25 protein-coding genes and 1 tRNA gene are annotated in these 26,684 nt (G+C 42.1%); 20 read left to right on the forward strand and 6 right to left on the reverse strand.

Annotated features, from left to right (window positions below; genetic code table 11):
- Positions 1-51: 51 nt before the first annotated feature.
- From AB4407_RS08850 to AB4407_RS08860, 3 genes are all read right to left on the reverse strand, one after another.
- A tRNA-Cys gene (locus AB4407_RS08850) sits at positions 52-125 on the reverse strand.
- A 198-nt stretch (positions 126-323) separates the two neighbouring features.
- A complete protein-coding gene (gene viaA / locus AB4407_RS08855; protein ID WP_372120286.1) occupies positions 324-1,769 on the reverse strand; it encodes an ATPase RavA stimulator ViaA in 1,446 nt (481 codons plus the stop codon).
- 12 nt (positions 1,770-1,781) lie between these two features.
- Complete coding sequence (locus AB4407_RS08860) at positions 1,782-3,437, reverse strand: ATPase RavA domain-containing protein (RefSeq protein WP_372120287.1); 1,656 nt, start codon at positions 3,435-3,437, stop codon at positions 1,782-1,784.
- Positions 3,438-3,724: 287 nt separating this feature from the next.
- Between AB4407_RS08860 and AB4407_RS08865 the strand changes: the two genes are divergently transcribed.
- The 11 genes from AB4407_RS08865 (at position 3,725) to ylqF (ending at position 14,598) form a co-directional block, all read left to right on the forward strand.
- Positions 3,725-4,240, forward strand: a complete 516-nt coding sequence (locus AB4407_RS08865; protein WP_009845430.1) for an NUDIX hydrolase — start codon at positions 3,725-3,727, stop codon at positions 4,238-4,240.
- 39 nt (positions 4,241-4,279) lie between these two features.
- Positions 4,280-5,284 carry a low-specificity L-threonine aldolase gene (gene ltaE / locus AB4407_RS08870; protein ID WP_372120288.1) on the forward strand — a complete coding sequence of 335 codons (1,005 nt, stop codon included), beginning with the start codon at positions 4,280-4,282 and terminating at the stop codon, positions 5,282-5,284.
- A 770-nt stretch (positions 5,285-6,054) separates the two neighbouring features.
- Positions 6,055-6,579, forward strand: a complete 525-nt coding sequence (locus tag AB4407_RS08875; protein ID WP_372120289.1) for a hypothetical protein — start codon at positions 6,055-6,057, stop codon at positions 6,577-6,579.
- Positions 6,580-6,656: 77 nt separating this feature from the next.
- Positions 6,657-7,154: a hypothetical protein gene (locus AB4407_RS08880; RefSeq protein ID WP_017076027.1), complete on the forward strand. Its 498-nt coding sequence runs from the start codon at positions 6,657-6,659 to the stop codon at positions 7,152-7,154.
- A gap of 115 nt (positions 7,155-7,269) precedes the next feature.
- The gene (locus AB4407_RS08885) at positions 7,270-7,995 is read left to right on the forward strand and encodes a molecular chaperone (RefSeq protein WP_372120290.1); all 726 of its coding nucleotides are present in this window, start codon (positions 7,270-7,272) and stop codon (positions 7,993-7,995) included.
- A gap of 2 nt (positions 7,996-7,997) precedes the next feature.
- A complete protein-coding gene (locus tag AB4407_RS08890) occupies positions 7,998-8,684 on the forward strand; it encodes a molecular chaperone (protein WP_372120291.1) in 687 nt (228 codons plus the stop codon).
- Entirely contained in the window at positions 8,668-11,160 is a 2,493-nt protein-coding gene (locus AB4407_RS08895; protein ID WP_372120292.1) for a fimbria/pilus outer membrane usher protein, read from the forward strand. Before AB4407_RS08890 ends, AB4407_RS08895 begins: the two co-directional genes overlap by 17 nt.
- Complete coding sequence (locus AB4407_RS08900) at positions 11,150-12,031, forward strand: hypothetical protein (RefSeq protein WP_372120293.1); 882 nt, start codon at positions 11,150-11,152, stop codon at positions 12,029-12,031. Before AB4407_RS08895 ends, AB4407_RS08900 begins: the two co-directional genes overlap by 11 nt.
- Positions 12,032-12,126: 95 nt before the next feature.
- Positions 12,127-12,810 (forward strand): helix-turn-helix transcriptional regulator, encoded by a 684-nt coding sequence (locus AB4407_RS08905; RefSeq protein WP_009845438.1) that lies wholly within the window; start codon positions 12,127-12,129, stop codon positions 12,808-12,810.
- 372 nt (positions 12,811-13,182) lie between these two features.
- Positions 13,183-13,497, forward strand: a complete 315-nt coding sequence (locus tag AB4407_RS08910) for a cytochrome c (protein ID WP_372120294.1) — start codon at positions 13,183-13,185, stop codon at positions 13,495-13,497.
- A gap of 165 nt (positions 13,498-13,662) precedes the next feature.
- On the forward strand, positions 13,663-14,598 hold the full coding sequence (ylqF, locus tag AB4407_RS08915) for a ribosome biogenesis GTPase YlqF (protein WP_372120295.1): 936 nt from the start codon (positions 13,663-13,665) through the stop codon (positions 14,596-14,598).
- Between the two features lie 185 nt (positions 14,599-14,783).
- Here the strand turns inward: ylqF and AB4407_RS08920 are convergent, their stop codons facing one another.
- Positions 14,784-15,329, reverse strand: a complete 546-nt coding sequence (locus AB4407_RS08920; protein ID WP_019824456.1) for a GNAT family N-acetyltransferase — start codon at positions 15,327-15,329, stop codon at positions 14,784-14,786.
- A gap of 166 nt (positions 15,330-15,495) precedes the next feature.
- Between AB4407_RS08920 and AB4407_RS08925 the strand changes: the two genes are divergently transcribed.
- From AB4407_RS08925 to dcuC, 3 genes are all read left to right on the forward strand, one after another.
- Positions 15,496-16,638 carry a fatty acid desaturase gene (locus AB4407_RS08925; protein WP_009845442.1) on the forward strand — a complete coding sequence of 381 codons (1,143 nt, stop codon included), beginning with the start codon at positions 15,496-15,498 and terminating at the stop codon, positions 16,636-16,638.
- 253 nt (positions 16,639-16,891) lie between these two features.
- Positions 16,892-17,182, forward strand: a complete 291-nt coding sequence (locus AB4407_RS08930) for a putative quinol monooxygenase (protein ID WP_102526037.1) — start codon at positions 16,892-16,894, stop codon at positions 17,180-17,182.
- Positions 17,183-17,618: 436 nt separating this feature from the next.
- On the forward strand, positions 17,619-18,986 hold the full coding sequence (dcuC, locus tag AB4407_RS08935) for an anaerobic C4-dicarboxylate transporter DcuC (protein WP_372120296.1): 1,368 nt from the start codon (positions 17,619-17,621) through the stop codon (positions 18,984-18,986).
- A 220-nt stretch (positions 18,987-19,206) separates the two neighbouring features.
- Here the strand turns inward: dcuC and AB4407_RS08940 are convergent, their stop codons facing one another.
- Positions 19,207-19,839: a response regulator gene (locus AB4407_RS08940; protein ID WP_009845450.1), complete on the reverse strand. Its 633-nt coding sequence runs from the start codon at positions 19,837-19,839 to the stop codon at positions 19,207-19,209.
- On the reverse strand, positions 19,826-21,556 hold the full coding sequence (gene narQ, locus AB4407_RS08945; protein ID WP_372120297.1) for a nitrate/nitrite two-component system sensor histidine kinase NarQ: 1,731 nt from the start codon (positions 21,554-21,556) through the stop codon (positions 19,826-19,828). Before narQ ends, AB4407_RS08940 begins: the two co-directional genes overlap by 14 nt.
- Positions 21,557-21,809: 253 nt before the next feature.
- Between narQ and napF the strand changes: the two genes are divergently transcribed.
- The 6 genes from napF to AB4407_RS08975 all read left to right on the forward strand — a co-directional run bounded on the left by napF (position 21,810) and on the right by AB4407_RS08975 (position 26,437).
- The gene (gene napF, locus AB4407_RS08950; protein ID WP_372120298.1) at positions 21,810-22,289 is read left to right on the forward strand and encodes a ferredoxin-type protein NapF; all 480 of its coding nucleotides are present in this window, start codon (positions 21,810-21,812) and stop codon (positions 22,287-22,289) included.
- Between the two features lie 23 nt (positions 22,290-22,312).
- Positions 22,313-22,618 (forward strand): chaperone NapD, encoded by a 306-nt coding sequence (locus tag AB4407_RS08955; RefSeq protein ID WP_009845453.1) that lies wholly within the window; start codon positions 22,313-22,315, stop codon positions 22,616-22,618.
- Positions 22,615-25,104 (forward strand): periplasmic nitrate reductase subunit alpha, encoded by a 2,490-nt coding sequence (gene napA, locus AB4407_RS08960; RefSeq protein ID WP_372120299.1) that lies wholly within the window; start codon positions 22,615-22,617, stop codon positions 25,102-25,104. Before AB4407_RS08955 ends, napA begins: the two co-directional genes overlap by 4 nt.
- Before the next feature lie 111 nt (positions 25,105-25,215).
- A complete protein-coding gene (locus AB4407_RS08965; protein WP_372120300.1) occupies positions 25,216-25,677 on the forward strand; it encodes a nitrate reductase cytochrome c-type subunit in 462 nt (153 codons plus the stop codon).
- Between the two features lie 29 nt (positions 25,678-25,706).
- A complete protein-coding gene (locus tag AB4407_RS08970; RefSeq protein WP_009845456.1) occupies positions 25,707-26,288 on the forward strand; it encodes a NapC/NirT family cytochrome c in 582 nt (193 codons plus the stop codon).
- 11 nt (positions 26,289-26,299) lie between these two features.
- Positions 26,300-26,437 (forward strand): TIGR02808 family protein, encoded by a 138-nt coding sequence (locus AB4407_RS08975; RefSeq protein WP_372120301.1) that lies wholly within the window; start codon positions 26,300-26,302, stop codon positions 26,435-26,437.
- Positions 26,438-26,684 lie beyond the last annotated feature (247 nt).

The raw sequence follows: 26,684 nt of genomic DNA on the forward strand, positions 1-26,684 counted from the left end.
ATCGCATTTTCATTCTTATTACCTCTTAATTTTTCAAACTAAGAGAAAGAATGGAGGCGCCTCCCGGAGTCGAACCGAGGTCCACGGATTTGCAATCCGCTGCATAGCCACTCTGCCAAGGCGCCTTTTCAATTCAACACTTTAGGGGCTAAAGCAAGCCACACCGCTGTGTTCGGGTGCCCACTTTACGGATCGCGGGGAGATAGTCAAACAAAAAAATGAATTTCAAATCCGTTTGCTGACATTTAAATCAAATTGCTGCATGTTCGATCTCTTCAATCAATAAACACGCAGCAAAATGGAGCAAATTAAGGAATTCGACGTTACCACTTCTTCATAAAACGACCGACTAGGCTTGGATGGTAAGCCCAACAATGGTCAAACATCGTCATAAGTTGTGGGTTGCCATATTTCGAAAGACTAACCGCATGAAAACGGTTTTTGTGCTCTTTCAATTTTTCGACCTGAGCAATCATTTCATCAGACTGCTTAGGAGCAATAAAGTCAGAAAGCACGATCAAATCTGCGTTCTTGTATTTGTCACCCGTCATCAAATCAATCGACTTCATCAGAACAGGTTCTAAATCTGTACCGCCATGGAATGAGTAGCTTAAAAAGTCACTCGCTTCACGTAGGCCATCTTGCCTTGTTAACTCATAGGTGATCTGCTCAGAAGAGAACAGAATCACGTAACAGTCTCTCTCTTCAGCTAGAGCTATCTGCATCAAAGCATAAGCCATAGCTTTGGCTGACTGCTCTGGGAAACCGCTCATAGAACCAGAAGCGTCGACACAGACGATAAACGGGCCCTTTTCAATATCGATATTCTTGCTATCAGGCTTTTGCGCTTTCACTTTACGCAATGTCCGTGATTTACCTTGCGAACGATAGCTCAATAAACGCTTGTCGGCCAAGTGCTTATAAAAGATAACCTCAAGTTCAGGGTAAGCGAGGAACATGGTTTCGTTTGGCAGCATCTTGTTGAGATCATCACTTTCGTGAATCCCAACAATATCATCGACCGCTTCATCGCTTTTCTCTTCAACCATCTGCAGTTCTTCTACAGGAGCTTTGTGTAGCGAAGGATCATCTTCCTCAGCAGCCATACGTCCTAGTTTTTCTGCGATCTCTTGCAAGCCCTTGTGCTTATTCAGAAACTCAGCGTGGCGCTTCATGATGGTTAGGTCTGTTTTGCTTAACTTGGCCGATGCCATGTCCCATAAGCGCCCTACACTGCCTTCATCGCCCGACTCTGTCACTTTGTCCATGTTTTTCATGGTTTCCATGCGCTGATAAAGATCAGCTAAGACTTTTTCTTTGCTTGTTTCGAGTTCGGTGACTTGAGCTTGCTTGATGGCGTCTGAGAGCGATTGGTACCATTGATCACAAAAGTAATGTGGAAACATCGCGTTATAAACACCTTTATTGTTTTCCATCAAACGTCTTGCTTGTAGATAAAATGCTGAGTGCCACTCCAGCTTCTTGATCACGCTATCAATCTCGTCAAAAAACTGAGATTCATCCCAGTAAATCACTTCTTGGTAAAGTGCGATTTCCTCTTGGAAACGGTCGGTTTCACACACTTTAGTGACGCGTTTTTTCACTTTACCGCGCCATTTAACTAAGTGGTTTTTGACTGATGTTTTCACACCTTTATTCTCAGCAGCCATCATCACTTGAGAACGAGCGATAAGATCATTCATCGCGGTATCAATGATACCTGAGTCAGCCACCATCAAAGCGAGGTTTAAGCCGTCAGCTCCTAACATATACTCCCCCTCTTACTCAAAGTACTGACTCATGAACTTAATGCGTTGTGCGATCTTGCTACTTTTTACTTTCGTCGTTTCAAGCTCTTGTGTTACCGCCTGTAAGCTTGATTCCATCGCTTTCGGTAAATCAGGGTCAATATAGTTATGCGGCAATGCGTCATGGAATTCAGTGCGTACTCTTTTTAACTTAAATTCTGCTGCAGTTAACTGTTCTAGGGCTTTCTCAGCGCCATTCAACCACTTGTTATACAGTTCTTGATCTAAACCGTCAGTAGTCACCACACTCACCAATACAGAACGATTAGCAATGTCTTTGATCACTAATTGATTGGATGCATCCAAGTCGAGCTTTAAACGGCATAGATTTTTGTTTTCGTTTACGTAACCGTAAATGTCGCCATGACCTTCTTTTAAAACACGGTCAAAATCATCTTTGGCTACATACACCCAACGACTATCGCCTTTCTCAGATTCAGACACCGACATATTGCTTTGCAGCATAACCAATTTAATAAGATTGTATGCGCTACCGACGCTGTACATTTTCGCGTTCTTGATATCATGTTGGTAAACGTCTTTACGTCGTAAGCCACTGGTTGACTCCACAGAGAGCGACACCGACAGAGTCGATTCAACATCATCTTGAATCTCTTCTAGCTCTTCACGAGACATTTCGATTTGAGATTTAGACTCTTGCTGATCAAACGCTCGGTTCAACGCAAAATCTTTTACAACGCTACGAACCACATCGCGAGATTCAGGGCTATGCCACAAACAATCTTGAAGAAGCATAATATCGAGCGGGTTAACGCTATCACGGCCACTGAAGAATGCGCTCGCTTTCAATAATTTAACCGCTTTCTTCCAGCGTCTGTCCGAAACATACAAATCCGACTCTGACGCTGAGCCTTGCTTCTTAATCGTGTCTTCAAGCATGGTTTTTAGCTCAAATAACTTGTTAAACGAATTATCCGTCAACTCCAGATTATCGAGTTCTTTCTGCCATTGATGATATTCAATGTCTGTAATCGCTAACCCTTTTGGAATGACGGCTTCTTGAGAAGTACCTGTCGTTAGCATCGATTTGAAGTTTTGTTTGTTTTGAATACGGTTGACGAACACGCGAACTAACATTCGGTCATAAAGTGCTTCTAGTCCACTGTCTTCGTCAGGAAGTTCATTAGACGCTGAAACCAATAGACGCATCGGCACACGCTCAATGTCTGCGCCATTTTTAAATGTCTTTTCGTTAACCACAGTCAGTAACGTATTGAGAATGGCAGGGCCTGCTTTCCAGATCTCATCAAGGAATACAACTTGCGCGGTTGGTAGGTAGCCTTCGGTCAGCCTTACGTAACGACCGTTATCTTTTAATTCTTGAATGCTTAGTGGGCCGAACACTTCCTCAGGAGTAGAGAAACGTGTCATCAAATATTCGAAGTAGCTACTGTTGTCAAAAGCCTGGATGAGCCGTTTAGCGATAAGGCTTTTTGCGATACCCGGAGGGCCCAATAGGAACACACTTTCGCCAGCCAGAGCCGCTAGTAAACAAAGCTTAATGGTGTCTTCTCTTTCATAAACGCCATCAGAGAGAGCATGCGCTAATTTATTGATTCTTTCAGAGAGTAGCGCCTTGTCAGCATGTGAGGAAATAGAAAGGTTCATGCGTTACTCCGAAAATCTTTGAACAGTTGAGAGTGTAGATACGTTTTTATACATTTGTTAGCACTTTGTTACAAGTATCTTTTATTATTGAGTTGCCTTTATATCAGATGGTTAAGCTGCAATTTTCGCGCAATCATAGATTCCAATTATGAGAATAACATCACGAATGGTGTGAAACTAAATCTATTGTTAACCCTAATTTTTCTTTTATTTTCGACACCATAGACGTTATGGTGGTACACGTCTTCAGTTATAAGAAAAATTGGCAAGGAAAGTGGCCAGATTGCATGAGTAAAGTTATCCATCAATGGAAAAGTATTTCTCTTATAGAAGAGAACGTGACGCTCCCTACGAACGTCGTGGTAAAACATACAACAATAAACCACCCCGGCGCGGCCGTTATTCTTCCTATCACTTCGTCTGGAAAAATCATCCTCATTAACCAGTTTCGTCCTTCTCTTAAGAAATGGCTTTTGGAACTCCCCGCTGGCACGATGGAAATTGATGAGACACCTCTTCAATGTGCACAACGCGAACTCGAAGAAGAAACGGGTTACAGTGCAACTTATTTCCAGAGCTTAGGGCAAGTTACCCCTTTAGCTGGCTTCTGTGATGAGATCCAACACTTATTCATCGCAAAAGACTTAAGCCTTACTACCCGCTTTGAATGTGATGAAGATGAAGTCATAGAGGTTATTGAACTTAGCTTGGAAGAGCTGCAACATAAAATTCGCAACGATCAAATTACCGATACCAAAACCATCGCTTGTTTAAGCAAAGCCCAACTATGTGGCCATCTATAGCCAATTATATGACTACCTAAAGTTCTCTAGGAGATAAACATGGACTTTCGTTCTGACACCGTAACTAAACCTTCGCAAGCTATGCGTGATGTAATGGCAAATGCAGAAGTAGGCGATGATGTATATGGCGATGACCCAACCGTCAACGATCTGGAACAATGGGCTGCAAATGAAACCGGTTTTGAAGCGGCTATGTTCACTTCTTCCGGCACACAAGCCAACCTGCTGGGTTTAATGGCGCACTGTGAGCGCGGTGACGAATACCTTTGTGGCCAACAGGCGCATAACTATAAGTATGAAGCCGGCGGTGCTGCAGTGCTTGGCTCGATTCAACCTCAGCCAATCGAGAACAACCCTGACGGCACGTTAGATTTTAAAAAGCTTGCTGCTGCGATTAAGCCAGACGACAGCCACTTTGCTCGTACTAAGCTTCTTAGTTTAGAAAACACAATCAATGGTAAAGTGCTGCCAATCTCTTACCTAGCGGAAGCGCGTGAGTTCGTAAACCAACACGGCCTGCAAATGCACCTAGATGGCGCGCGTGTCTATAATGCGGCGGCTGCACTAGATGTTCACATTAAAGAGATCGCTCAACACTTCGATTCGATGACAATTTGTTTATCAAAAGGTTTGGGTGCTCCGATTGGCTCTCTACTTCTTGGTAGCAAAGCGTACATCGCTAAAGCTCGTCGACTGCGTAAAATGGTCGGTGGTGGTATGCGTCAGGCTGGTATTCTTGCTGCAGCAGGTAAAATGGCGCTCACGGAGAACGTGGCTCAACTTAAAGTAGACCATGAAAACGCAAAAAAACTAGCGATTGGTTTAAGCAAGTTAGAAGGTTTCTCTGTTAACCCTGATTTCATTCAGACTAATATTGTGTTTGCGAAGTTAGATCAGTCGGTTGATATTAACCGTATCGCACGGGAGTTAGGAGAACAAGGCATTACAATGTCACCAGGTAACCCTGTACGTTTTGTTACTCATAGAGATATCAGCTCAGAAGACATCACGACTTTCCTAACTCAGTTGGAAAATGCGCTTTAACGCTGAACAAGATTCGCATAAAAGCAGTTAAGACTAGAGCTTCCCTTACGAAGCTTTAGTCTTTCAGAAAAAATCATTCACCTCTTCCACCGAAAAATAGCCAACTCACCTATACCGACTAATCTGCCTAATAGACTCCACTAAATTAACTGCAACAGAACGCAATCTTGTTTTGGCCTATGTGAATACCTTCTATGTATTAAACCTGCGTTTAAGCATTCAATTTTCGTTAAATTTCGATTTTAATTTGTGAGATTGAATTTTTCGCGCCCAATAAAATCAAATAATTTAATAGTAATAATTTCATTTTCTATTTACCACACGTACGGTATTTAAAAATAAAACACATCAACTCTAAAAAATCATCGTAATAGGCTAATTTAAATAGAAATTTATCAACCAATATAGATAGCCACTGTACACTATTACAATTAAAAATCGTCATATTCAAATTATAAGCCAGTGAATAAAACTAAAAATAAAATATTCCTGGAAGATTAATCCATCGAAAAATTCACCAAAAATAACGCCGTAGACCATAGTTCTAATTTTATCAATTAAGAAAAATTCACTCGTAAATTTAACTGTGGGTCAAAATCTGCCTATCTAATTGAAAACAAAATTATTATCTAAAAATGTACTCTCTATACCTTACCTTAAACTCATACTAAAACTCATACTTCGTCTAAATAATAAACTTTTTTTACTACTTCACCATTTTTTAAAGCACTTATAGTTTTGAAAGTTAAGCAACAGGTTACATTCAATCAATGAGAGGTGAAATGATGATTAGAGCATTCGTAATTATTCGAAACTTCATCGTCTCAACGTTAATTTTTAGCCTGTCACTTTCATTCTACACCAGTGCTAACACCTTAACGTTAGGAATTAACGGCCAGATCAAAGCTCGATGCGAAATAAATTTCTTCTCTGGCAATGTCATGAAGTTTACGGAACACCGTGATGTGCAACTATTGCCTTTTATTATGTATTGTAATCGTCCGTTGGGTATAACGATTAATTCAAAATATGGAGGCTTAAAATATCAGCACCAAGGGGTTGATATTATTGAAACTTATAATCTGTCATTACAAATAGACAAGCTTCGTCTTTATGAAAGTAGGCACAGCAGCCAACTTACTTCACCAGTAATGATAAACAGTTCTGGTGTTATTCCTTTCTCTCAACAGGGGAGCCTTAGGGTAGCACTCGAAAATAGCTTGCGTTTCGCGGGTTATTATCAAGACGTTATTGAAATCGAAGTTTACCCTTCGATTCATAGCGTGACCAAGTAAAAACTCTGCAATGTATCTGCAGAACAAAATACGCTCAGCAGTATTCGAGCCAATCATTTAAGATAAAGGAATTTCTAATGAAAAAGCTAACACTCTACGCAGCAACAGTCACTGCTATTTTTGGTGCTCAAGTTCAAGCCGCTCCTGGTGATGTCCAGCTAGTTGGTTTTGTTTCACCTGTATGTGAAGTTACTGGTCTTTCAACACAACTGATGGACTTTGGTAACGTATCTCAAATTCAAAACCTTTCTGTTAGTGGCCTTAACATGAAGTGTAATGACGTCGACGGTGCAACTGTGACACTGACGAGTGCTGAGGGTGGTCTAGAGTCCGATGATAGCGAAGACTACGCTCTTACCTACGATGCAACATTTAACCCTTCAGGCTTAGCACCTTTCACACTAAATGCACCAGGTGGCCCAGGTCAAAATGACGTTTCAGTCAGTAACTCTTATGGTGGTTCTGGAGTATTGGCGACTGGTGTTGCCGCGTCCATTGATATTGTGACAACAGAAACCTCCCCATGGGCAGGTGGTTATTCAGATACATTAACCGTAAATATCACCTCAAATTAGAGGTTAAATAAGTCGGGGGCTATTATTTAGCCTCCGACTTCATCTAAGCCTTAGTGGTATTAAAACTTAACCTCAGTTGTATTACCGACTCTAGTTTAATTTGGAGCTCATCGCGATGTATAAATGGATCATGCATAAATGGACTGTTCTCTTATTGTTGTCACTCACTTGTTTGTCAGCTCATGCGTTCAAAGTAGAGCCGATGTCTATGGAGATGACACCACTTGGTAAAAGAGCTCAAATGACGATGAGGGTTGAGAATTCGTCTACCGAACCACTCACAGTGGAACTGACTCCAGTATTTATGACTATGAATGAATACGGAAAAGAGACCACGACGCCTGCAGATGACGAGCTATTAGTGATTCCAGTAACTGCAATTATAGAGCCTGGGCGTTCGCAATCTATTATGGTCCGATATTTAGGCGATCCGTCCATTACAGAATCAAAAGCTTTTCGTATTGCTGTTAAGCAAATGAAAGTTCAAAGAGCAAGCAGCAACCAAGGGCAAGTGAGTCTGTTACTTCAGTTTAATACGCTTATCAACGTGCGACCTCAGAACACTGCCTCTCAACTAGAAATTAAAAGTATCGAACCAAATGACAAGAATAACAAATGGGTCCTTGAAGTACTGAACAGCGGTAATAGTTATGGTCGGTTAACCAATACGACATGGAAAATTTCTGACGGCACAAAATCAACCTATTTAAAAGGCGTAGAAATCGCCAAACGTATTCCAGGAACTTTAGTTCTTCCCTATTCCACTCGTTTTTTCGAAATGCAGCCACTTGAAAATTACAATGTAGACACGCTATCGATTGAAATCGAGCAGGATCAGTAGCAATGAGACGTTATATTTTGGGTGGGTTCATTTCTTGTTTTCTGTGTGCACAAGCGTTTGGCATAACACTGTTTCCAACCGTCATTGAACTCAATACCGATCACAGGGCAACATCGCAACTGGTTGTGACTAACAACTCAACGCGGGATCTCCCACTTGAAGCTAACGTTCGTCGTTTGAAATTCTTACCTGATGGCACGTTCCAAACATCAGATCTATCGAGTGAGGTGATGTTTGTGTTTCCACCTGCCGCTATGTTGGCACCCGGTGAGCGTCAAGTATTCCGTATACAATGGTTGGGAAACCGCTCACTCGAAACTTCCCAAAGTTACTTTGTTCGTTTCAGTACCGTGAATATTGGTCAAAACAACGGAAAAGTGGACAGTCCTACCAGTTTAACAACCGGTATCAATTTGCAAGTTCACTACAATGCGTTGTTGCACATTCACTCATCCTCGCTAGAGCCTGACGTGAACTTACATATAGATGAACAAGGAAAACTAACACTCACTAATTCAGGGTCGCGATTTACCTATACATCGTTACTTCATTTTAAGGGGCTCGAATCTCAGAACCAAAAGGTACATGAGGCTTTAGGTGAACAGTTTATTCCACCACGCTCGACTATTACTTTGCCTTCTTCTTTAAATTACTTACCAGTAGGCACTTATCATGGATATGAAAACTGAAACCTCTCACAAGATGTGGCAAGTTTTCTATGTCTTGGGATTAGTACTGTTTTATTGTACCGCCTTAAGCCCTGTAGCTTGGGGGCAGGAAATGGTATTGAACCCGACAGGACGCGATATTCAACTTACCTCTTTACTAAGAATAAGTGACACCATACTTGGTGAAGCGGATATTATCATTACCGCAAACAACGAAATTCTATTGCCAAAGGAAAGTACGCTGTCTCTCCTTTCGTCTGTCGTCACTCAAGAAGGTATTGGTAAGCTCCATAACACAACAGACGATGAGATGCTGTCGCAGCACCACTTTAAGAGCGTAGGGCTGGGACTTAATTTCGACTTTTCTTCGTTGGAATGTATCGTGACGGTTCCGCCAGAATTTAGCTTAACCCAACAACTCTCGATGAACGGCGCAGATGATTTTTATAACTATGCTGAGCCAAGTCTGTTAAGCGGATACGTTAACGTGGCCCTTTCCGCCAATGAGAGCCAATACGTCGATCAAAAATCGTCAAGGCAAGATCTTTATCGCAGTCAATTCGACTCGGCACTTAACATTGGTTTTTTCAATTTTGAATATGAATCCTATTTAGAAAATGGTTCATCACAAAAGTCACAATATGTGAGAGAAGGAACTCGTCTTAATATTGACTTTGCACAGCAAGGTACACGACTTGTGCTCGGCGATATGTACAACAGTGGCCAATCTTTTCAGGACAGCACCGACATACTTGGTATTGGCTTAACTCGAGATTTCACACTGATTCCAACCAGAAATGCACGACCACGAGCCAATCAATCGTTCACACTTCAAAGAGCCTCGAATGTCGATGTCTATATAGATGGGATTGCAGTTCAACGATTAACTTTAGGCGCTGGTAGCTACAACCTGAGTGATATACCTCTCGCGCAAGGTAGTAACGATATTGTACTCGTCATTACCGATCGTTCTGGGAATGAAGAGCGTATCGAGTTTTCTATTGCGACTGGTAACGACTTACTCAATAGAGGTGAGTTTGAATATAGCATTATGTACGGAGCACCCTCTGAACTCCAAAATGGACAACTAGAATACCTAACCGATGAGCGTATTTTCCATGGTTATGTCGATTTGGGGATTAACCCTTGGTTAACGTTAGGTTCCAACTTTCAAACCCGTGAAGATTTATATCAATATGGAACTACCGCACTCATCGCTTCTAGATGGGGAGTCACTGAACTCAATGCTTCACGTAGCGAACATCCTGTATTTGGAACTGGCGATGCTTACAAATTTGCATTTGATGCGGAATTTTCCAGTAAGAATACACTGGCTCCACAACTGAGTGTTAGTTATGAGTATCTGAGCAACAATTTTACTGGTGTTGCTGGGTTTGACGCCTCCGACAAAGACATCAACTTAACCACTCACTATGCTTCTGCATTCGGTTCGATTTATCTAAGTCGATCTTTACGTGCCGCCATGACAGTCAATTACCGTTCAGGAATAGACAAAGAGAACGACTATTGGCTAATTAGCCCGAGTTTATCGGATGGACTGTTTGATACTCACGCGACTTGGAGTGCCCGAGTTAGCTATCAAGATCACGCCAGTAAAGGCGATGACATCAGCACTACGCTCACCATAAGTTGGCCTCTTAGCCGACAAACTCGTGTCGTCGGTCGTTACAGCACAGAGCTAAGAGAAGCCGCCTTAGATTACAGCTATCAGAATAATATAGGTAACACCGGAGGGATATCAGGGTTTGCGAGTGTCATTACGAATGAAGAAACGGACGCCGATATGGACGCTGGTATTAACTATACAGCAAACCGTTACGAATTGAGTGCGACCCATGCCTCTCGACTTGACGACATTAGTGGTGACACAAGAAACCACAGTACCGACGTGACTATCAGCAGTGCACTTGCGTTTGCAGGTTCATCGGTAACGATAGGCAGACCGGTTCGTGAAGCATTTGCTATTGTCAGCAAGCACGAAAGTCTCGCAGAGAATGACGTGGCATTGGACCCAACAAAAGACGGAGAGTACGCACGTGTTTACCTTAACGGAGATGCCAGTGCCATGGTCCCTGATCTTGTTGCTTACAATAGCCAAGTCATCGGTTATGAGGTCGATAACTTACCACCAGGATATGATTTGGGGGATGGTGCTTTTTGGGTTAAGCCTGACTATAAACGGGGCTTCCAACTACAAATTGGTTCCGATGCGGTCTTAACCGTGATCGGTAAGCTATACGACCGTCAAAGTAACAATCCAATTTCACTTGTCGCTGGTGTAGCACATTACCTTGGTGAATCTAAACAGTTACCGATTGACTTCTTTACCAATCGGAGTGGCATATTTGCGATATCCGGGTTAAAGCCAGGGAAATATCAACTGATTCTCGACACTAAAGGACAAGAGTCAGCCGTCATTACTCTCAGCGAGCGCAGTGACAACTTGATCAGACTAGGAGATGTGTATGTGGATTAAACAACTTCGGTGGGGAGGATGGTTCCTCATCGCCATGAATTCGATACCCTCTGTATTAGCATGTGAAGCTAGTGCATTGACTATTCAACCCGTCTCATCCCAGTCGCAATACGACGTTTTCAACACAGGTACTTACGCAAAAATTAATACTTATAGGATCGATGCAAATATAGTTGGAGAAGCCTGTAAATTGAGTTTGGTTTTACAACTTAACGATACCAGTCGGACGTTAAAAGGGTTAAACCAAGACAAACTCAACTTCGAGTGGAGTGGACAAGTAGGTGTGCCAATCGCGAATCAGTGGCATTTATCATTAACCGACAGTCAACCTTCGACAACCATACAAATGCGTTTCCCAAGCAAACAGTGGCTAGCGTCAGGAACCTACCGGGGGCTTTTAGAAGTGTCGCCCTCTTATACCTCAGACAACCAACAAATAGAGATCAGCCCTAGCTCACTCCCAGTATCCGTTACCGTGCCACCAGCTGCAAAAGTTCACTTTTATGGGTTAACTCAACAGCATTATGACCTTGATCTAGGAACATTATATTCAAACAAGATTATTCGTTCTGCACCGAACCTATGGGTGCAAAGTAATACAGCGTATACCATCGTATTGGAATCATCCCATCAAGGGATGCTACGTCATGAATCTGATGAGACAAAATGGGATATTCCATACGAACTTTCCCTAGATAACGATAGAGTAAACCTCGGTCAACTTGATGCAAAAATTCAGCGTATTTCGGCTACGATCGGTCAACCTATTCCTTTGAGTTTTGTAATTGGGGAAACAGAGAACAAACCGGGAGGAATATATGACGATACATTACAAATTTCTATAGAACCCCTCCTTTCACAGCAGCCTTAAATATGTAATTATATAAATCCTGAGATATGCAACGCAATTATATAAAACCTAGTATCATATAATCACAACACGATTTGTCAGTTTCGGAGTAAAGTATGCATAACAGTAAAAATAATTTAAAGCACATGCTCCTAATTGGCGATAACGGTATAAATAACCAGTTTATTCAACGAGAAATAGAGAAATACAGTGACTTTTGTTTTAGTCGTGAATGTATTTCAGGCATTGAACGTTCGAATCATCGCAAGACGTTCGATGTCATTCTCATTAGTTACTTACTCTTAGCTGACATCAAAGATGTCTACATCACCTTATCAAAAGTAGAGTCCAACAAATGGGTAATCTATGATGTTCCCTCTGATATTACCGGACAGAGTATTACCGTAATGCAACTATTCAACATGTTTAATATAAAGGGCATAATCTATCAAGATGCTCCTGTAGAGCACCTTACACGTTGCTTGAAAACGGTCTGTGATGACGACCTATGGCTACCGAGGAAGTTAATGTCGCATATTTTATCCAATGCGCGATCCCAAACATTCAAGTCACAGGTAATATTATCTACCCTTACAAAAAGAGAAGCTCAAATATTTAAACGAGTTATCAGAGGAGATACAAATTTAGAGATATCAAGTGAACTATTTATTTCAGAAAGTACAGTGAAAACACATGTATATAATATATATAAAAAAATAAACGTAACCAACCGAAAAGAAGCAATAAGAAAAGCAAATTTTATCAATAGTTTAGAGACTATTATACAACCTGGCATGTAGTTAATATTTGAGTCACAAATATAAAGACACTGGAATACAGTTATTTTTACAACAGATCGTATTATAATTTAGGCCCTTGAAAAGGTGAGCTTCTATTATCCCCCCTCCGTCATAGAATCACAGTTAGACTGAACAATGAGGTTTAAATCCTATCATCAGTGAGTTAATTACATTCTGTCATCTAAAGCACGAGTAGAATTTGTGAACTCACAAAACATCACTTCTTAAGCCCTCTACTCGCCTAACAGAACGAAGTCAGTTGTAACTGTCAACACTATTAGCTTCTAAAATATCTAAAGCATCTAAAGCAATTCGGACTTGAGCTTCCCCTTAGGGTAAGCTTTATTGTTATGTTTTTACCGGAGCAAATGCATGACTTACCGATCCTTCACTTTACTATTACTCACTCTTTCCCCTAGCCTTCATGCCTCTAATTTTGGCGATCCTGAACTGGGTAAAATGAAGTCACCAAGTTGCATTTTCTGTCATAACCCCACGGGTGAAATAAGTAGCACTGCTTACCCTAAACTTTCTGGCCAAGATTCAACTTACCTCTATAACACAATGAAAGCTTACCAAAATGGTGATAGACAAGGCGATTACGCTGAAATGATGCAAACACAGCTGAGTAAACTTAGTGATCAAGACTTGAAAGATATTGCGGCTTTTTATACTTCACAACAGTAATGGATCTCACCTTCATTAGGTCAATCTAAGCTAATAAACATCACTAAGTCGCCTATACTTCAAGCAAACTCACTGAGCTCATTGAAGGTCGGGAGAGATATACCTTTACACGTATCATCCAACCCTTACAATGTGCAGCAAATATATTTATCAAGGTTTATCTCTATGTCTATTCAATGGTTTCCGGGTCACATGCATAAAGCCCGTAAAGAAATCGAAGAAGTTATCCCACAGGTTGATGTGATCATCGAAGTACTGGACGCTCGTATCCCGTTCAGTAGTGAAAACCCAATGATCTCTTCACTGCGCGGCGATAAGCCTTGTGTAAAAGTGTTGAACAAGCGCGACCTCGCCGACCCTGAGCTTACTGAGCGTTGGATTGAACACTTTGAAAAAGAGCAAGGCGTTAAAGCGATTGCGATTACTACAAGCGTAAAAGAAGAAGTGAACCATGTTATGGAGCTAGTACGTAAACTGGCACCGCACCGTGAACAAATGGGTAAGAACATTCGTACCATGATCATGGGCATCCCGAACGTGGGTAAATCGACCATCATCAACTGTTTAGCGGGACGTACGATCGCAGTTACAGGTAACCAACCTGCAGTAACTCGCCGCCAACAACGCATCAATCTGCAAAATGGCGTGATCCTTTCAGACACCCCTGGAATTCTATGGCCTAAAGTAGAAAACCCACACAGTGGCTTCCGCCTGGCTGCAACCGGCGCGGTAAAAGATACCGCAATGGAATACGATGAAGTGGCATTCTACACAGTCGAGTACCTTGCAAAGCAATACCCTAATCTTTTACAAGAACGCTACCAAATTGAAGAACTGCCAGAGTCAGACATCGAATTGATGGAAGCAATTGGTCGTAAGCGCGGTGCACTCCGAGCTGGTGGACATATCGACATTCACAAGTGCTCGGAAATCCTACTTCACGAACTGCGTAATGGTACATTAGGCAAAGTGACTCTGGAATTACCAGAAATGATTACCAAAGAGTTGATCGAAGTTGAAGAAGCAGCCGCACTGAAAGCAGAACAACAAATTAAGAAGAAAGAAGAGCGCCGCAAGCGTTACTTGAAGAACAAACGTTAAGATCTATTCGTTTTAAGAAAAAATCACATGGTGCGACTAAACGGCAAATAATTGAAGCGTCTACTCTAATCAAAAAAGCCCCGAACAATTTAATGGTCGGGGCTTTTTGGTTTGTTCTTCAGCTTTAAAGCAACTTCAGCAAGAGGCAGCTGTTGAGCAAGGAACCATTATTCAACTTGAAGTGACTAAGAATACACAACGCTTGCTGTTTTCTGTTCAAGTTCAACGGGAGAGCTCCAAGAGATCACCTTCTCATTCACTTGACTTCCACACGGTGCGTTCCAAACTTGTTCTAGCTCTTCTTTACCACCAATCGCTTGATAGAAAGCAATGGCTTGGTGATTTTCAGACATCACCTCTAAGTACAGTCCTGAGTCCGAATAGTATTGCTGTAACCACTTTGATAATTCAGACAACAAACGCTTACCAACACCACGACCGCGGTAATTATTGTCGACATGTAACGCATCAATGAACGTACCACGCTCAAAGTTGTGATTACCAAACGCGCAGACGAAACCAACCAGTAAACCACCCTCTTCAAGCAATAAAACATGTTGGTTAAAAGGAGGATTAATCAAACGAGTCTGCCAAATAACAGACCTATCCTCCAAAACATCATTTTCTAAGTAATCATCAGCAAGAATGCCACGGTAATATAGCTTCCAGCTATCCGCGTGCAATTGGGCAATCCGCTCATAATCTTTATATTCAGCTACTTTAATTTCCATTTATTAGCCCTTAGTACTTCCATTTATGACTTGCTACTACATTTCACACTACCTTTATACAATATTTAAGTAAAACATACTAATGCACGTTTACACTTTCAATATTGACTTACACGTGTACGCTGATATTCTAGCGCACAGATGTAAGCTCAATGGAAATTTGCTAATGAATAGTGCCGACAAACAATCTACAAAAAAGCCGCCATTAATCTGGCTCAATATTTTTGTATTCTCTTTTAGTATGCTGCTTGCTGTTGTTGCAGCTCCCGTTTATGGCTACTTTTTTGGCTATGGTATGGAGCACTGGATATGGCTAGCGATCTGCTTTACGTTCTGTAACCTTTCAATCACGACGGGTTATCATCGCTTATGGTCACACAAAGCGTTTGAAGCGCATTCAAGCCTAAGATTCCTGTTTGCACTAGGTGGCGCATTTGCCCTGCAGAACAGCGCGTTACACTGGTCTTCTGATCACCGTGTGCACCACAAGCATGTAGATAACAACGACAAAGACCCATACTCAGCAAAACGTGGTTTTTGGTATTCTCACATCGGGTGGATGATTCGTAACTACAGCACCTCGATGTATGAAAATTATGAAAATTGTCGAGATTTAAAGAAAGACAAAATTGTTATGTGGCAGCACAAGCACTATGTTCTGTTGGCATTGCTAATGAACTTCGGTGTTCCTATCGCTTTAGGTGTTATTTACGGTGACGTACTTGGCATGTTGTTAATCGTAGGTGCTGTTCGTTTGGTGCTTAACCATCACACGACATTCTTCATTAACTCTCTTGCTCACATCTGGGGTAGCCAACCTTTTACCGACAAAAACACGGCCCGTGATAACGGTGTGTTAGCGGTTCTAACTTTTGGCGAAGGCTACCACAACTTCCACCACATCTTTGAGAACGATTACCGCAACGGCATCTACTGGTGGCAATACGATCCTACAAAATGGTTGATCAAGAGTGCTTCTTTGATGGGATTGGCAAGCAAGCTTAAGAAAACCCCTCAAGCTCGTATCGAAAAAGCAGAAGCATCAATGTTACTTAAACGCACGCAGCAAAAGATCATGCATCGTGCCGACAAGCAGCAAATCGCGGACAAACTTCAACAAGAATTCGATGCTCTAGTATCAAACATGAACGAGTATTACGAAGTCAAAAAGCAGCTACTTGAAAGCAAACGTGAAGATGTTGTGAAGAAGTACGAACACTCTCTACTTAAAGTTCGTTACCAACAAATCAAAATGAATTTTGAGCAACAGAAAAAAAATTGGGCAATGACAGTGGAACAGTATGCTTAAGATAGAACAATATACTTAAGGCAGGATAGTCCGCTTAATGTACCAGTAACGACACTGCTTAACTCTTATTTGAAGCCCTCATATTTCTATGAGGGCTTTTTTATGAGCGCAACCGATCACCCTAACGTTATGATCTCGGATTTAAATTGTGGACGCTAAGCACCATAGTTATTGGATTCCAGAACTCTTTCTTCAACCTGAATTTATACTTATATTACTCTAACTTACTGAGTTTAGATCTAAGGAATTGAAAATGAGCAAGCTAACTATTATTGCAACGATCGTCTCTAAAGAAGACAAAACTGAGCTTGTAAAAGCTGAGATGATTAAATTGATCGATAAAACTCGTGTTGAAGACGGTTGTATCAACTACGATCTGCACCAAGATAACAGTAACCCTGCTCACTTCGTTTTTCATGAGAACTGGGAGTCTGAAGCTCATCTAGAGAAACACTTAGCGAGCCAACACATCGCTGAGTACATGGCTGCGACTGAAGGTTGTATTGAAACCTTTGTGCTTAATAAAATGACGCACATTGCCTAACCAGTCACTCATTACTGATTCAATAAAAGCCCTGCTCTCAACGCAGGGTTTGTCTTTTGTACAAACTTATATCTGCTCATTCTACGTATAAAAACCCGCCACTTTGACCGCATTTCTAAGATAAAGACCCATTTCGTTACACGTTTCTTTTCAACACACAACAAACACCCACGCCTTATAAAACAACTCCACCATATGAAACTAAAACAAGCAAAGGTGATCCAAGTTATATTCTAGTGAGTTCTAAAATTTGTTTATTAACACCCAAACAACAGTAGTTAATCAATATTTACAACCACAATTAACATCAAAAAAAATGTTTGTCTTAGATCATACCAAACTCAAGTTTGCCTCGTGCCACAGTGCAGTTTTCTGTACATTCATTGTCATATTCTGAAACACTTTCTTATACTTTTTAAACTTTGTGGAGATTTCTATGTTAGAGCTCTTGATCGGATTAGTGATTACCATTGCTGTTGGTTACTTTATTGTAAAAGGCTATAAAGCAGCGGGCGTGTTACTAACTGCTGGCCTTGCCCTACTTCTTATTACTGGCCTTATTGGTCACACAGTCTTACCAGCTAAAGTCGCATCAACAGGTAACATGGTTACCGACTCACTAGAATTTGTTAAGTACATGCTTAAGTACCGTGGGGGCGGCCTAGGCATGCAAATCATGCTTCTTTGTGGTTTTGCTTCTTACATGACGCACATTGGTGCTAACAACGTAGTAGTGAAACAGTTCTCTAAACCGCTTGCTGCTATCAAATCTCCCTATGTACTTCTTGTAGCGGCTTACATCGTAGCGTGTCTAATGTCTCTAGCTGTAAGTTCTGCAACGGGTCTTGGTGTCCTATTGATGGCAACCCTATTCCCAATGATGACGGCAATGGGTATTTCTCGCCCAGCAGCCGTTGCGGTTTGTGCGTCACCTGCAGCCATCATTCTTTCACCAACCTCTGGTGATGTGGTTATCGCAGCTGAAAAATCAGGCATGTCTCTTGATGTGTTTGCTGTTCAAACAGTATTGCCTGTTTCTATCTGTGCAATCATCGTAATGGCAGGCGCGGCTTTCTTCTGGAACAAATATCTAGATAAGAAAGAAAACACGCCAATGGAAAAAGTAGACGTTTCTGAAATCGAAACAACAGCACCGGCTTTCTACGCGGCACTGCCATTCCTACCTATCATCGGTGTTTTCCTATTCAACGGTCGTACGATTCCAGGGCTTTCTCTTGATATCTACACCATCGTCGTAGGTTCTATCTTCGTGGGTGCAGTTATCGATTACGTTGTTAAGAAGTTTGACGGAGAGAAAACATTAGAAGACTTAGATTCTTGCTACCAAGGCATGGCTGACGCGTTCAAAGGCGTGGTAATGCTGTTGGTCGCGGCGGGCGTATTTGCTCAAGGTCTAATGTCTATCGGTGCGATTGATAACCTAATCGGTCTTGCTGAATCGGCAGGTGCTGGTGGTATCGCATTGATGCTTATCCTAACAGGTTTAACGGTTGCTGCAGCTATCGCGACAGGTTCTGGTAACGCGCCTTTCTATGCATTCGTAGAACTGGCTCCATCACTAGCGGCGAAAATGGGCTTGAACCCAGCGTTCCTAATCATCCCTATGCTTCAAGCATCTAACTTAGGCCGTACCATTTCTCCAGTATCTGGCGTAATTGTTGCGACATCGGGTATGGGTAAAATCAGCCCGTTTGAAGTTGTAAAACGTACTTCTGTTCCAGTAATCTGTGGTCTTATCACGGTTATCTTTGGTACGCTGGTATTGGTTCCAATGGCAGCTTAACTTAAAGAAACACTCTATCTAGACTGATACAAACTAAGATAGAGATGCCGATATAAAATGCCCTAACAAAAAGGCGCTGAACTTAATAAGTTCAGCGCCTTTTTTGCGTCATATTATTTTAGAAAACTCAAAACTCTATCGATTGGAGCATGACACTAAAAATGTCACAAGGGATTGAAACAGCACGGCTTTAAATAGTATTACTTAAAAAGAACAAGCCCTACTTCATGTCACCATAACGTTCTAAATAAAGAACGGTTGCTGCGGTACGAGAAGGTACTTGCAGCTTTTTCAACAAGCTCTTCATATGTACCTTAACTGTCGATTCAGAAATAAACAGGTGATCGGCGATCTGCTTGTTGCGGTAACCTTTCGCGACTTCTTGAAGAATTTGCATCTCACGCTCAGTCAGTTGGTCGAAGATGTCGTTGCGACTATCAGCATCATTCAAGTAACGAGCTACAACACTGCTGTAAGCCTTATCACCGCTATGTGCTTGCTTAAGCAGTTCAATCAGCTCATCGGGTTCAGTATCTTTCAATAGGTAACCATCGGCGCCCGCTTTAACAATCGCTTCGATATCCGCAGGGCTATCAGAAACCGTTAAAATAACGATGTTAGCGCTTGAACCATCAGTACGAAGTGCTTTCAGGGTATCTAGCCCAGACATGCCTTTCATATTCAGATCCAACAAGATCAAATCAGGTTCTTCTTCATGGGCAAGAGCGACCGCTTCAGTACCGTTACTTGCTTCTGCAATCACTTCAAATTCATCTTCAAAGCTCAGTAATTGGCTTATACCTCTGCGCATCAATGGATGATCATCAACCAACATTACTTTACAAATCGTCAACTTTAACTTCCTTTAAACTTTTATATTTCAATATGACTGTACAGCCTTCACCTTGAGCCGCTTCAATCGTTAAGTCACCATTCAGTCTTGCCGCACGCTCCTGCATAATACTCATTCCGTAGTGGTTCATCTTCGAACTACTTGGGTCAAAGCCATCTCCATTATCTTTTATCACGACTAATACTTGTCCGTCCTCATCGATACAGCATACATCTATCAAGTCGGCATTGGCGTGTTTTATTGCGTTTATTGTTGCTTCACGAATCAATTGAAGCAAGTGAACCTGACTGTGTGCATCAAGCTCTAACGATGAAAGGTTATTAGTTAATTTGATCTTCGCATCGGTTCTTTCACTGAGTTGCTCTAGCATGGTGCTCAAAGCATCTCCAAAGCTACCCTCTTTGATGGATAACCTAAATGTGGTGAGTAGCTCTCTCAATTGAGTATAGGCACCCGCTAATCCATTCCCTAGCTCAGATGCTATCTGCTCTGACTGCTCTCTATGTTTATGTTCCGGAAGTTTACCAATCACACGCTTCAACAATGTCACTTGGATTTTTAAATACGACAGCGATTGGGCCAAGGAATCATGCAGTTCACGCGCAATCGTCGCTCGCTCTTCCATAATAATAAGCTGCTCAGCTTTCTTTTGAGCGCGATTATAGTAGATAGCTCTCGATAACAATTGGATAAAACTCTCAATTAACGTCTTAGTCGAATGACCATGATGATATGAGCAATACAGGTAGCCCAAAACAAGTTCGTTATCATCCAGTTTCATTTCAAACTTTTCATAGTCGCAAGTCGGGTCGTACCCTTCATCCATAATCAAAGAACGTCCAGAATTATCGACGATTTCTAACCTTAACGATTCAATCCCTTCTAGGCTGACCAAGTGTTGCAAAATAGCTCGGAAATTTTCTGGTGCAACACGCGTTACCGTGAGTTCTTGAGAAGAATAGTAGAGTGCTTGCAATGATTGGTTAGCATTTTGTAACTCAACCGTCTTGGCATCGACAACATCTTCAAGGTTTCGATACAGCACCCCTAAATCTTTCGCCATCGAGTTAAATGTTTTAGTCAAAATGCCCAGTTCATTATTGTTGGTAACCTCTAACTTAACCTCAAAATCACTATTTTTGATTCTCTGGCTAGCTCTAACGAGAGCGTGTAGGGGCTTAACAACTTGTTTACGTACAAAATGAACAACAAAAAGAGATATGACGAGTATTCCACCTAGACCTATACCACCAGCCCATGCCAATTTAATTAATTTATTTTCTGAAAATTCTTGTAACTTAAAAACAAAGCGGTCGATTTCAATAACAAAGTTTTTAACCAACACAAGGTAATGTTTTCGATCTTCGCTATTTAAGACCTGCTTCAATTCATGCCAACGGCCAATTATTAAATAATAATCATTTGTAATATCAGTTGGTACTTCCCAACTCACTAAATTAGTCATTGATGTGGAATAAAGCGAACTTTCAAATTCACGAATATGTGAATCATAATCGACTGATTCTATTTGAATATCATGCGCTAAGCGGTAGCTTTGCATACGCATTGAGCCTGCCACGTTAACGGCTTCGGCATCGTTAAGGCTAGACGCCAATGTAAAAATAGCAAAACCAGTGGTGGCAACTGAAAGGAGCAATATTAATAATAATGATTTCGCTATTGTACTCGTCACAGATGAAACAGGTTTAATAAGCAATGTTAATATCCTGAAGGTATATAAGTGGCTATCTGAAACCCATTGTCACACATCAAAAAACAGAGCTCCATTCAATATGTGACCAAACGCTTCATAATTTATTGATCTAAGACAATATAGGATCCTATTTAGCCCTTAAGGGGTATTTATACAAATATTTCTAAAACTACACTACTTGTGAGGATAAATGACAAGATATTAACGAAACAATGATCTACAATTACAACATCTTAGCAACATTAATGGGCATTTAGTGGTAGACCTATCGAAACGACGCCTATTTTCTAGGCGAAAAGTAGATTCAAGCCAGATTCGATTGCCTTGGATTAACAGTCTAGAAAGCTTTGCAGATGATTGTACACGTTGTGGCAAGTGCATCGAAAGTTGCGAGACACACATCATCATTGTTGGCGACGGTGGTTTTCCTACTGTCGACTTCTCACAAGACGAATGTACATTCTGCTATCAATGTGCAGACGTTTGTCCTGAACCAATTTTTAAACCCAAGGAAGAGACGCCTTGGCTGGCAAAAGCAGCTATCTCTGATAAATGCTTAGCACAACAAAATGTTGAATGCCGAAGCTGTGGTGACATGTGTGAACCTATGGCGATTCAATTTCAACTTAGAGCAGGCAGTGTTGCTCTACCAAAAATCGAGTTAGATGAGTGTAGCGGTTGTGGAGCCTGCGTAGCAGTTTGCCCTACTTCGGCTATTCTTGTGAGTAATGCATAAAACAAAAATAACGAGAGCAATTTATGGCACTAAATGAAGTGCATATATCAAGTTTAGTCGTGCATGTGAGCCCAGAGCATCTAGACGAGATCAAAGCACAAATCGAGCAATACGATAATGCGGAAATCTACGGCAGTAGCCCTGAAGGCAAAATCATCGTGGTCCTAGAAACCGAGAACCAAGGTTTTGTTACGGACACCATCGAAGAAATTAATAATATTACGAACGTTTTAGGGACAGCTTTGGTTTACCACCAAATCGAGACTGGACTAGACGAAACGGATTTAGAAACTGGAAGCAACAATTCTCAACTTGAGGGTGAAGTATGAAAATGACAAGACGCGCGTTTGTGAAAGCAAACGCAGCTGCATCAGCGGCAGCCGTTGCAGGTGTAACTCTACCAGCAACAGCAACCAACCTGATTGCTAGCTCAGATCAAACAAAAATTAAGTGGGATAAAGCGCCTTGTCGTTTTTGTGGTACGGGCTGTTCGGTACTAGTAGGTACTCAAAACGGCAAAGTGGTCGCGACTCAAGGCGATCCAGAAGCGCCTGTAAACAAAGGCCTTAACTGTATTAAAGGCTACTTCCTTTCAAAAATCATGTACGGTAAAGACCGTCTTGAACAGCCTCTTCTTCGTATGAAAGACGGCGAGTTCCACAAAGATGGTGATTTCACACCAGTATCTTGGGACAAAGCGTTCGACGTAATGGCTGAGAAATGGAAAGCTGCACTGAAGAAGAACGGTCCAACAGGCGTTGGTATGTTCGGTTCAGGCCAGTGGACTGTAATGGAAGGCTACGCAGCCGTTAAGCTGATGAAAGCGGGTTTCCGTTCAAACAACATCGATCCAAACGCTCGTCACTGTATGGCTTCTGCGGTAGGTGCATTCATGCGTACCTTCGGTATCGATGAGCCAATGGGTTGTTACGATGACTTTGAACACGCAGACGCATTTGTGCTATGGGGTTCAAACATGGCAGAAATGCACCCAGTACTATGGACTCGTATTACAGACCGTCGTCTAAGCCACCCACACGTTCAAGTAAACGTACTGTCTACTTACTACCACCGTTCTTTCGAGCTTGCAGACACAGGTTACATCTTCGAACCTCAATCAGATCTTGCGATTGCTAACTTCATCGCTAACTACATCATTCAAAACGATGCGGTGAACTGGGAATTCGTGAACAAACACACGAACTTCAAGCAAGCAACGACAGACATCGGTTACGGCCTTCGTGACGATGACCCACTACAGAAAGCAGCTGCGAACCCTAACTCAGGTAAAATGACTGATATCAGCTTCGAAGACTACAAAGCTTCTGTCGCTGAGTACACCGTTGAGAAAGCATCTGAAATGTCAGGCGTATCTCAAGATGACCTTATCAAGCTGGCTAAGCAATACGCCGATCCAAACATTAAAGTAATGTCACTTTGGACTATGGGTATGAACCAACATACTCGTGGTGTATGGATGAACAGCCTTGTGTACAACATCCACCTTCTTACAGGTAAGATTTCTACTCCAGGTAACAGCCCATTCTCACTAACTGGCCAACCATCTGCGTGTGGTACAGCTCGTGAAGTTGGTACGTTCTCTCACCGTCTACCGGCAGATATGGTGGTTGCTAACCCTAAACACCGTAAGATTGCAGAAGACATCTGGAAGCTTCCAGAAGGCACTATCCCACCTAAACCGGGTAAACACGCAGTTGCGCAAGACCGAGCGTTAAAAGACGGTACGATCAACGCGTACTGGGTAATGTGTAACAACAACATGCAAGCTGGTCCAAACATCAACACTGAACGTCTGCCAGGTTACCGTAATCCAGATAACTTCATTGTTGTTTCGGACCCATACCCTACAGCAACTGCACAAGCGGCCGACCTTATCCTTCCAACAGCAATGTGGATCGAAAAAGAGGGTGCATATGGTAACGCTGAACGTCGTACACAAGCTTGGTACCAACAAGTGAAAACCGTAGGTGAAGCAAAGTCTGACCTATGGCAAATCATGGAGTTCTCTAAACGCTTCACTGTTGAAGAAGTTTGGGGCGAAGAGCTTCTAGCTAAAGCACCTGAGTATCGTGGTAAAACGATGTACGACGTGCTGTACAAAAACGGCAATGTTGATGCTTTCCCTCTGTCTGAAGCTCAAGAGCTTAACGACGATGCACAAGCACAAGGTTTCTACGTTCAAAAAGGTCTATTCGAAGAGTACGCAGCCTTTGGTCGCGACCACGGCCACGATCTAGCACCATACGATACTTACCACAAAGTACGCGGCCTACGTTGGCCAGTTGTTGACGGTAAAGAAACACTATGGCGCTTTAAAGAAGGTTCAGATCCATACGCTAAGAAAGGTTCTGGTTGGGACTTCTACGGCAAACCAGATGGTAAAGCACTGATCATCAATGCTCCATACGAAGCGCCACCTGAAGTACCAAACGATGAATACGATATGTGGCTATGTACAGGTCGTGTTCTTGAGCACTGGCACACAGGTACTATGACTCGTCGTGTACCAGAACTTTACAAAGCAGTACCGGATGCACTTTGCTACATCCACCCTGCTGACGCTAAAGCTCGTGGTCTTCGCCGTGGTGATGAAGTTCTTATCGAAAACAAACGTGGTGAAGTTCGTGTGCGTGTTGAAACTCGCGGCCGTAACCGTCCACCACAAGGCTTGGTATTCGTACCATTCTTTGATGCAAGAATTCTGATCAACAAGTTGATCTTGGATGCAACAGATCCTCTGTCTAAACAGACGGACTACAAGAAGTGTCCAGTTAAGATCACTAAAGTCGCTTAAGCCCTAGGCTTAGAGAGACGATCTTAAGTATCTAATATTGCGGCTACTTTTTTCACACTTTTGAAAAAAGTAGTCCTCTCAAAGAATTAGCCTTTAGGCGGAGAAATTAACATGAAAAAACTGATTACTGCCCTACTATCAGCTGGTCTTTTACTAGCTGGTGCAGTTCAAGCTCAAGCTGAGCTGGATAACCCAGGCGGCATTGGTGGCGTAGAATCTCTACGTGGTGCAAGTGAACTAGAAGCAACTCGCGCAGCTGACGACTTTAAAAAGTTTCCACGCGACCAAGTACTAGAGAGTGATTACGTATACCAACCACCTTTAGTACCTCATAGTATTCGTAGCTATGAAGTGTCTCTTAACGCGAACAAGTGTCTTGCTTGTCACAGTTGGAAAAACGCTAAAGAAATGGGTGCAACTAAAGTAAGTGTAACTCACTACATGAACCGCGAAGATGCGGTACTTGCTGATGTTTCACCTCGTCGTTACTTCTGTCTACAGTGTCACGTACCTCAAGCTAATGCTAAACCGCTAGTTGAGAACGAGTTCAAACCTGTAGATTCACTGCGTTAATCGTAGCCGGACTGTAAGAGAGGCTATATATGATAAAATTACTTAAAGCGTTTTGGAAAAGACTCGCAACACCAAGTAAAGCAGCGGTAGGCGTTGTTTTGTTCTTGGGGTTCTCGGGCGGTCTTTTGTTCTGGGGTGCATTCAACACGGGTATGGAAGCAACCAACACAGAAGAATTCTGTTCTGGCTGTCACGCACCTATCGTTGCTGAAATCCAAGAAACAATTCACTACTCAAACCGTTCTGGTGTTCGTGCTATCTGTTCAGACTGTCACGTACCGCATGAATGGACAGATAAAATTGTTCGTAAGGTTCAAGCTTCTAAAGAGCTATACGCACACTTTATTGCGAAAACCATCAATACTGAAGAAAAGTTCAAGGCACGTCGTGCTCACCTAGCAGAACGCGAATGGGCTCGATTGAAAAAGAACGATTCACTTGAGTGTCGTAACTGTCACCAGTTCGATTACATGGACTTCTCAGAGCAGAGCCCTCGTAGTGCGAAACAACACTCGACAGCGCTAGCTTCTGGTGAAAAAACGTGTGTAGACTGTCACAAAGGCATCGCACACAAACTACCAGACATGCACGGCGTTGAAGGCTGGCAATAAGGAGCGATTGAATGAGTACTTTAGAAAGCGTAATTTGGCACATCCTAGGTTACAGCGCCATGCCAGTTATCGTACTTGGTGGCTTTGCAGGTGTTGCCGCCGTATCCCTTTGGATTTTATCTATGGGTAAAGACAAAGAAATCGATTAAGAATCGAAGAGTACGTCAACTTTTATCAGCTAATTTTAATCCATTCTGATATGGGTTGACTCTAAAAAGCCACTGATTTTAGTGGCTTTTTTAATATCTGACGTTTTGTCTTTTTCTTAATAAGCGGCAACCTCCCTACCTCACCTCTTTAGTCACATCCATAAGACAAAGGGGCTTTCTACAGAGCCCTTTAGATAGACACTTCGATTAGAAAAGAAGCTTAGTAACGAACAGCTAGTTTGCTTAG

This window comes from Vibrio sp. 10N.261.46.E11 (genome assembly GCF_041472735.1).
In the GTDB taxonomy this organism is placed as follows: Bacteria; Pseudomonadota; Gammaproteobacteria; order Enterobacterales; family Vibrionaceae; genus Vibrio.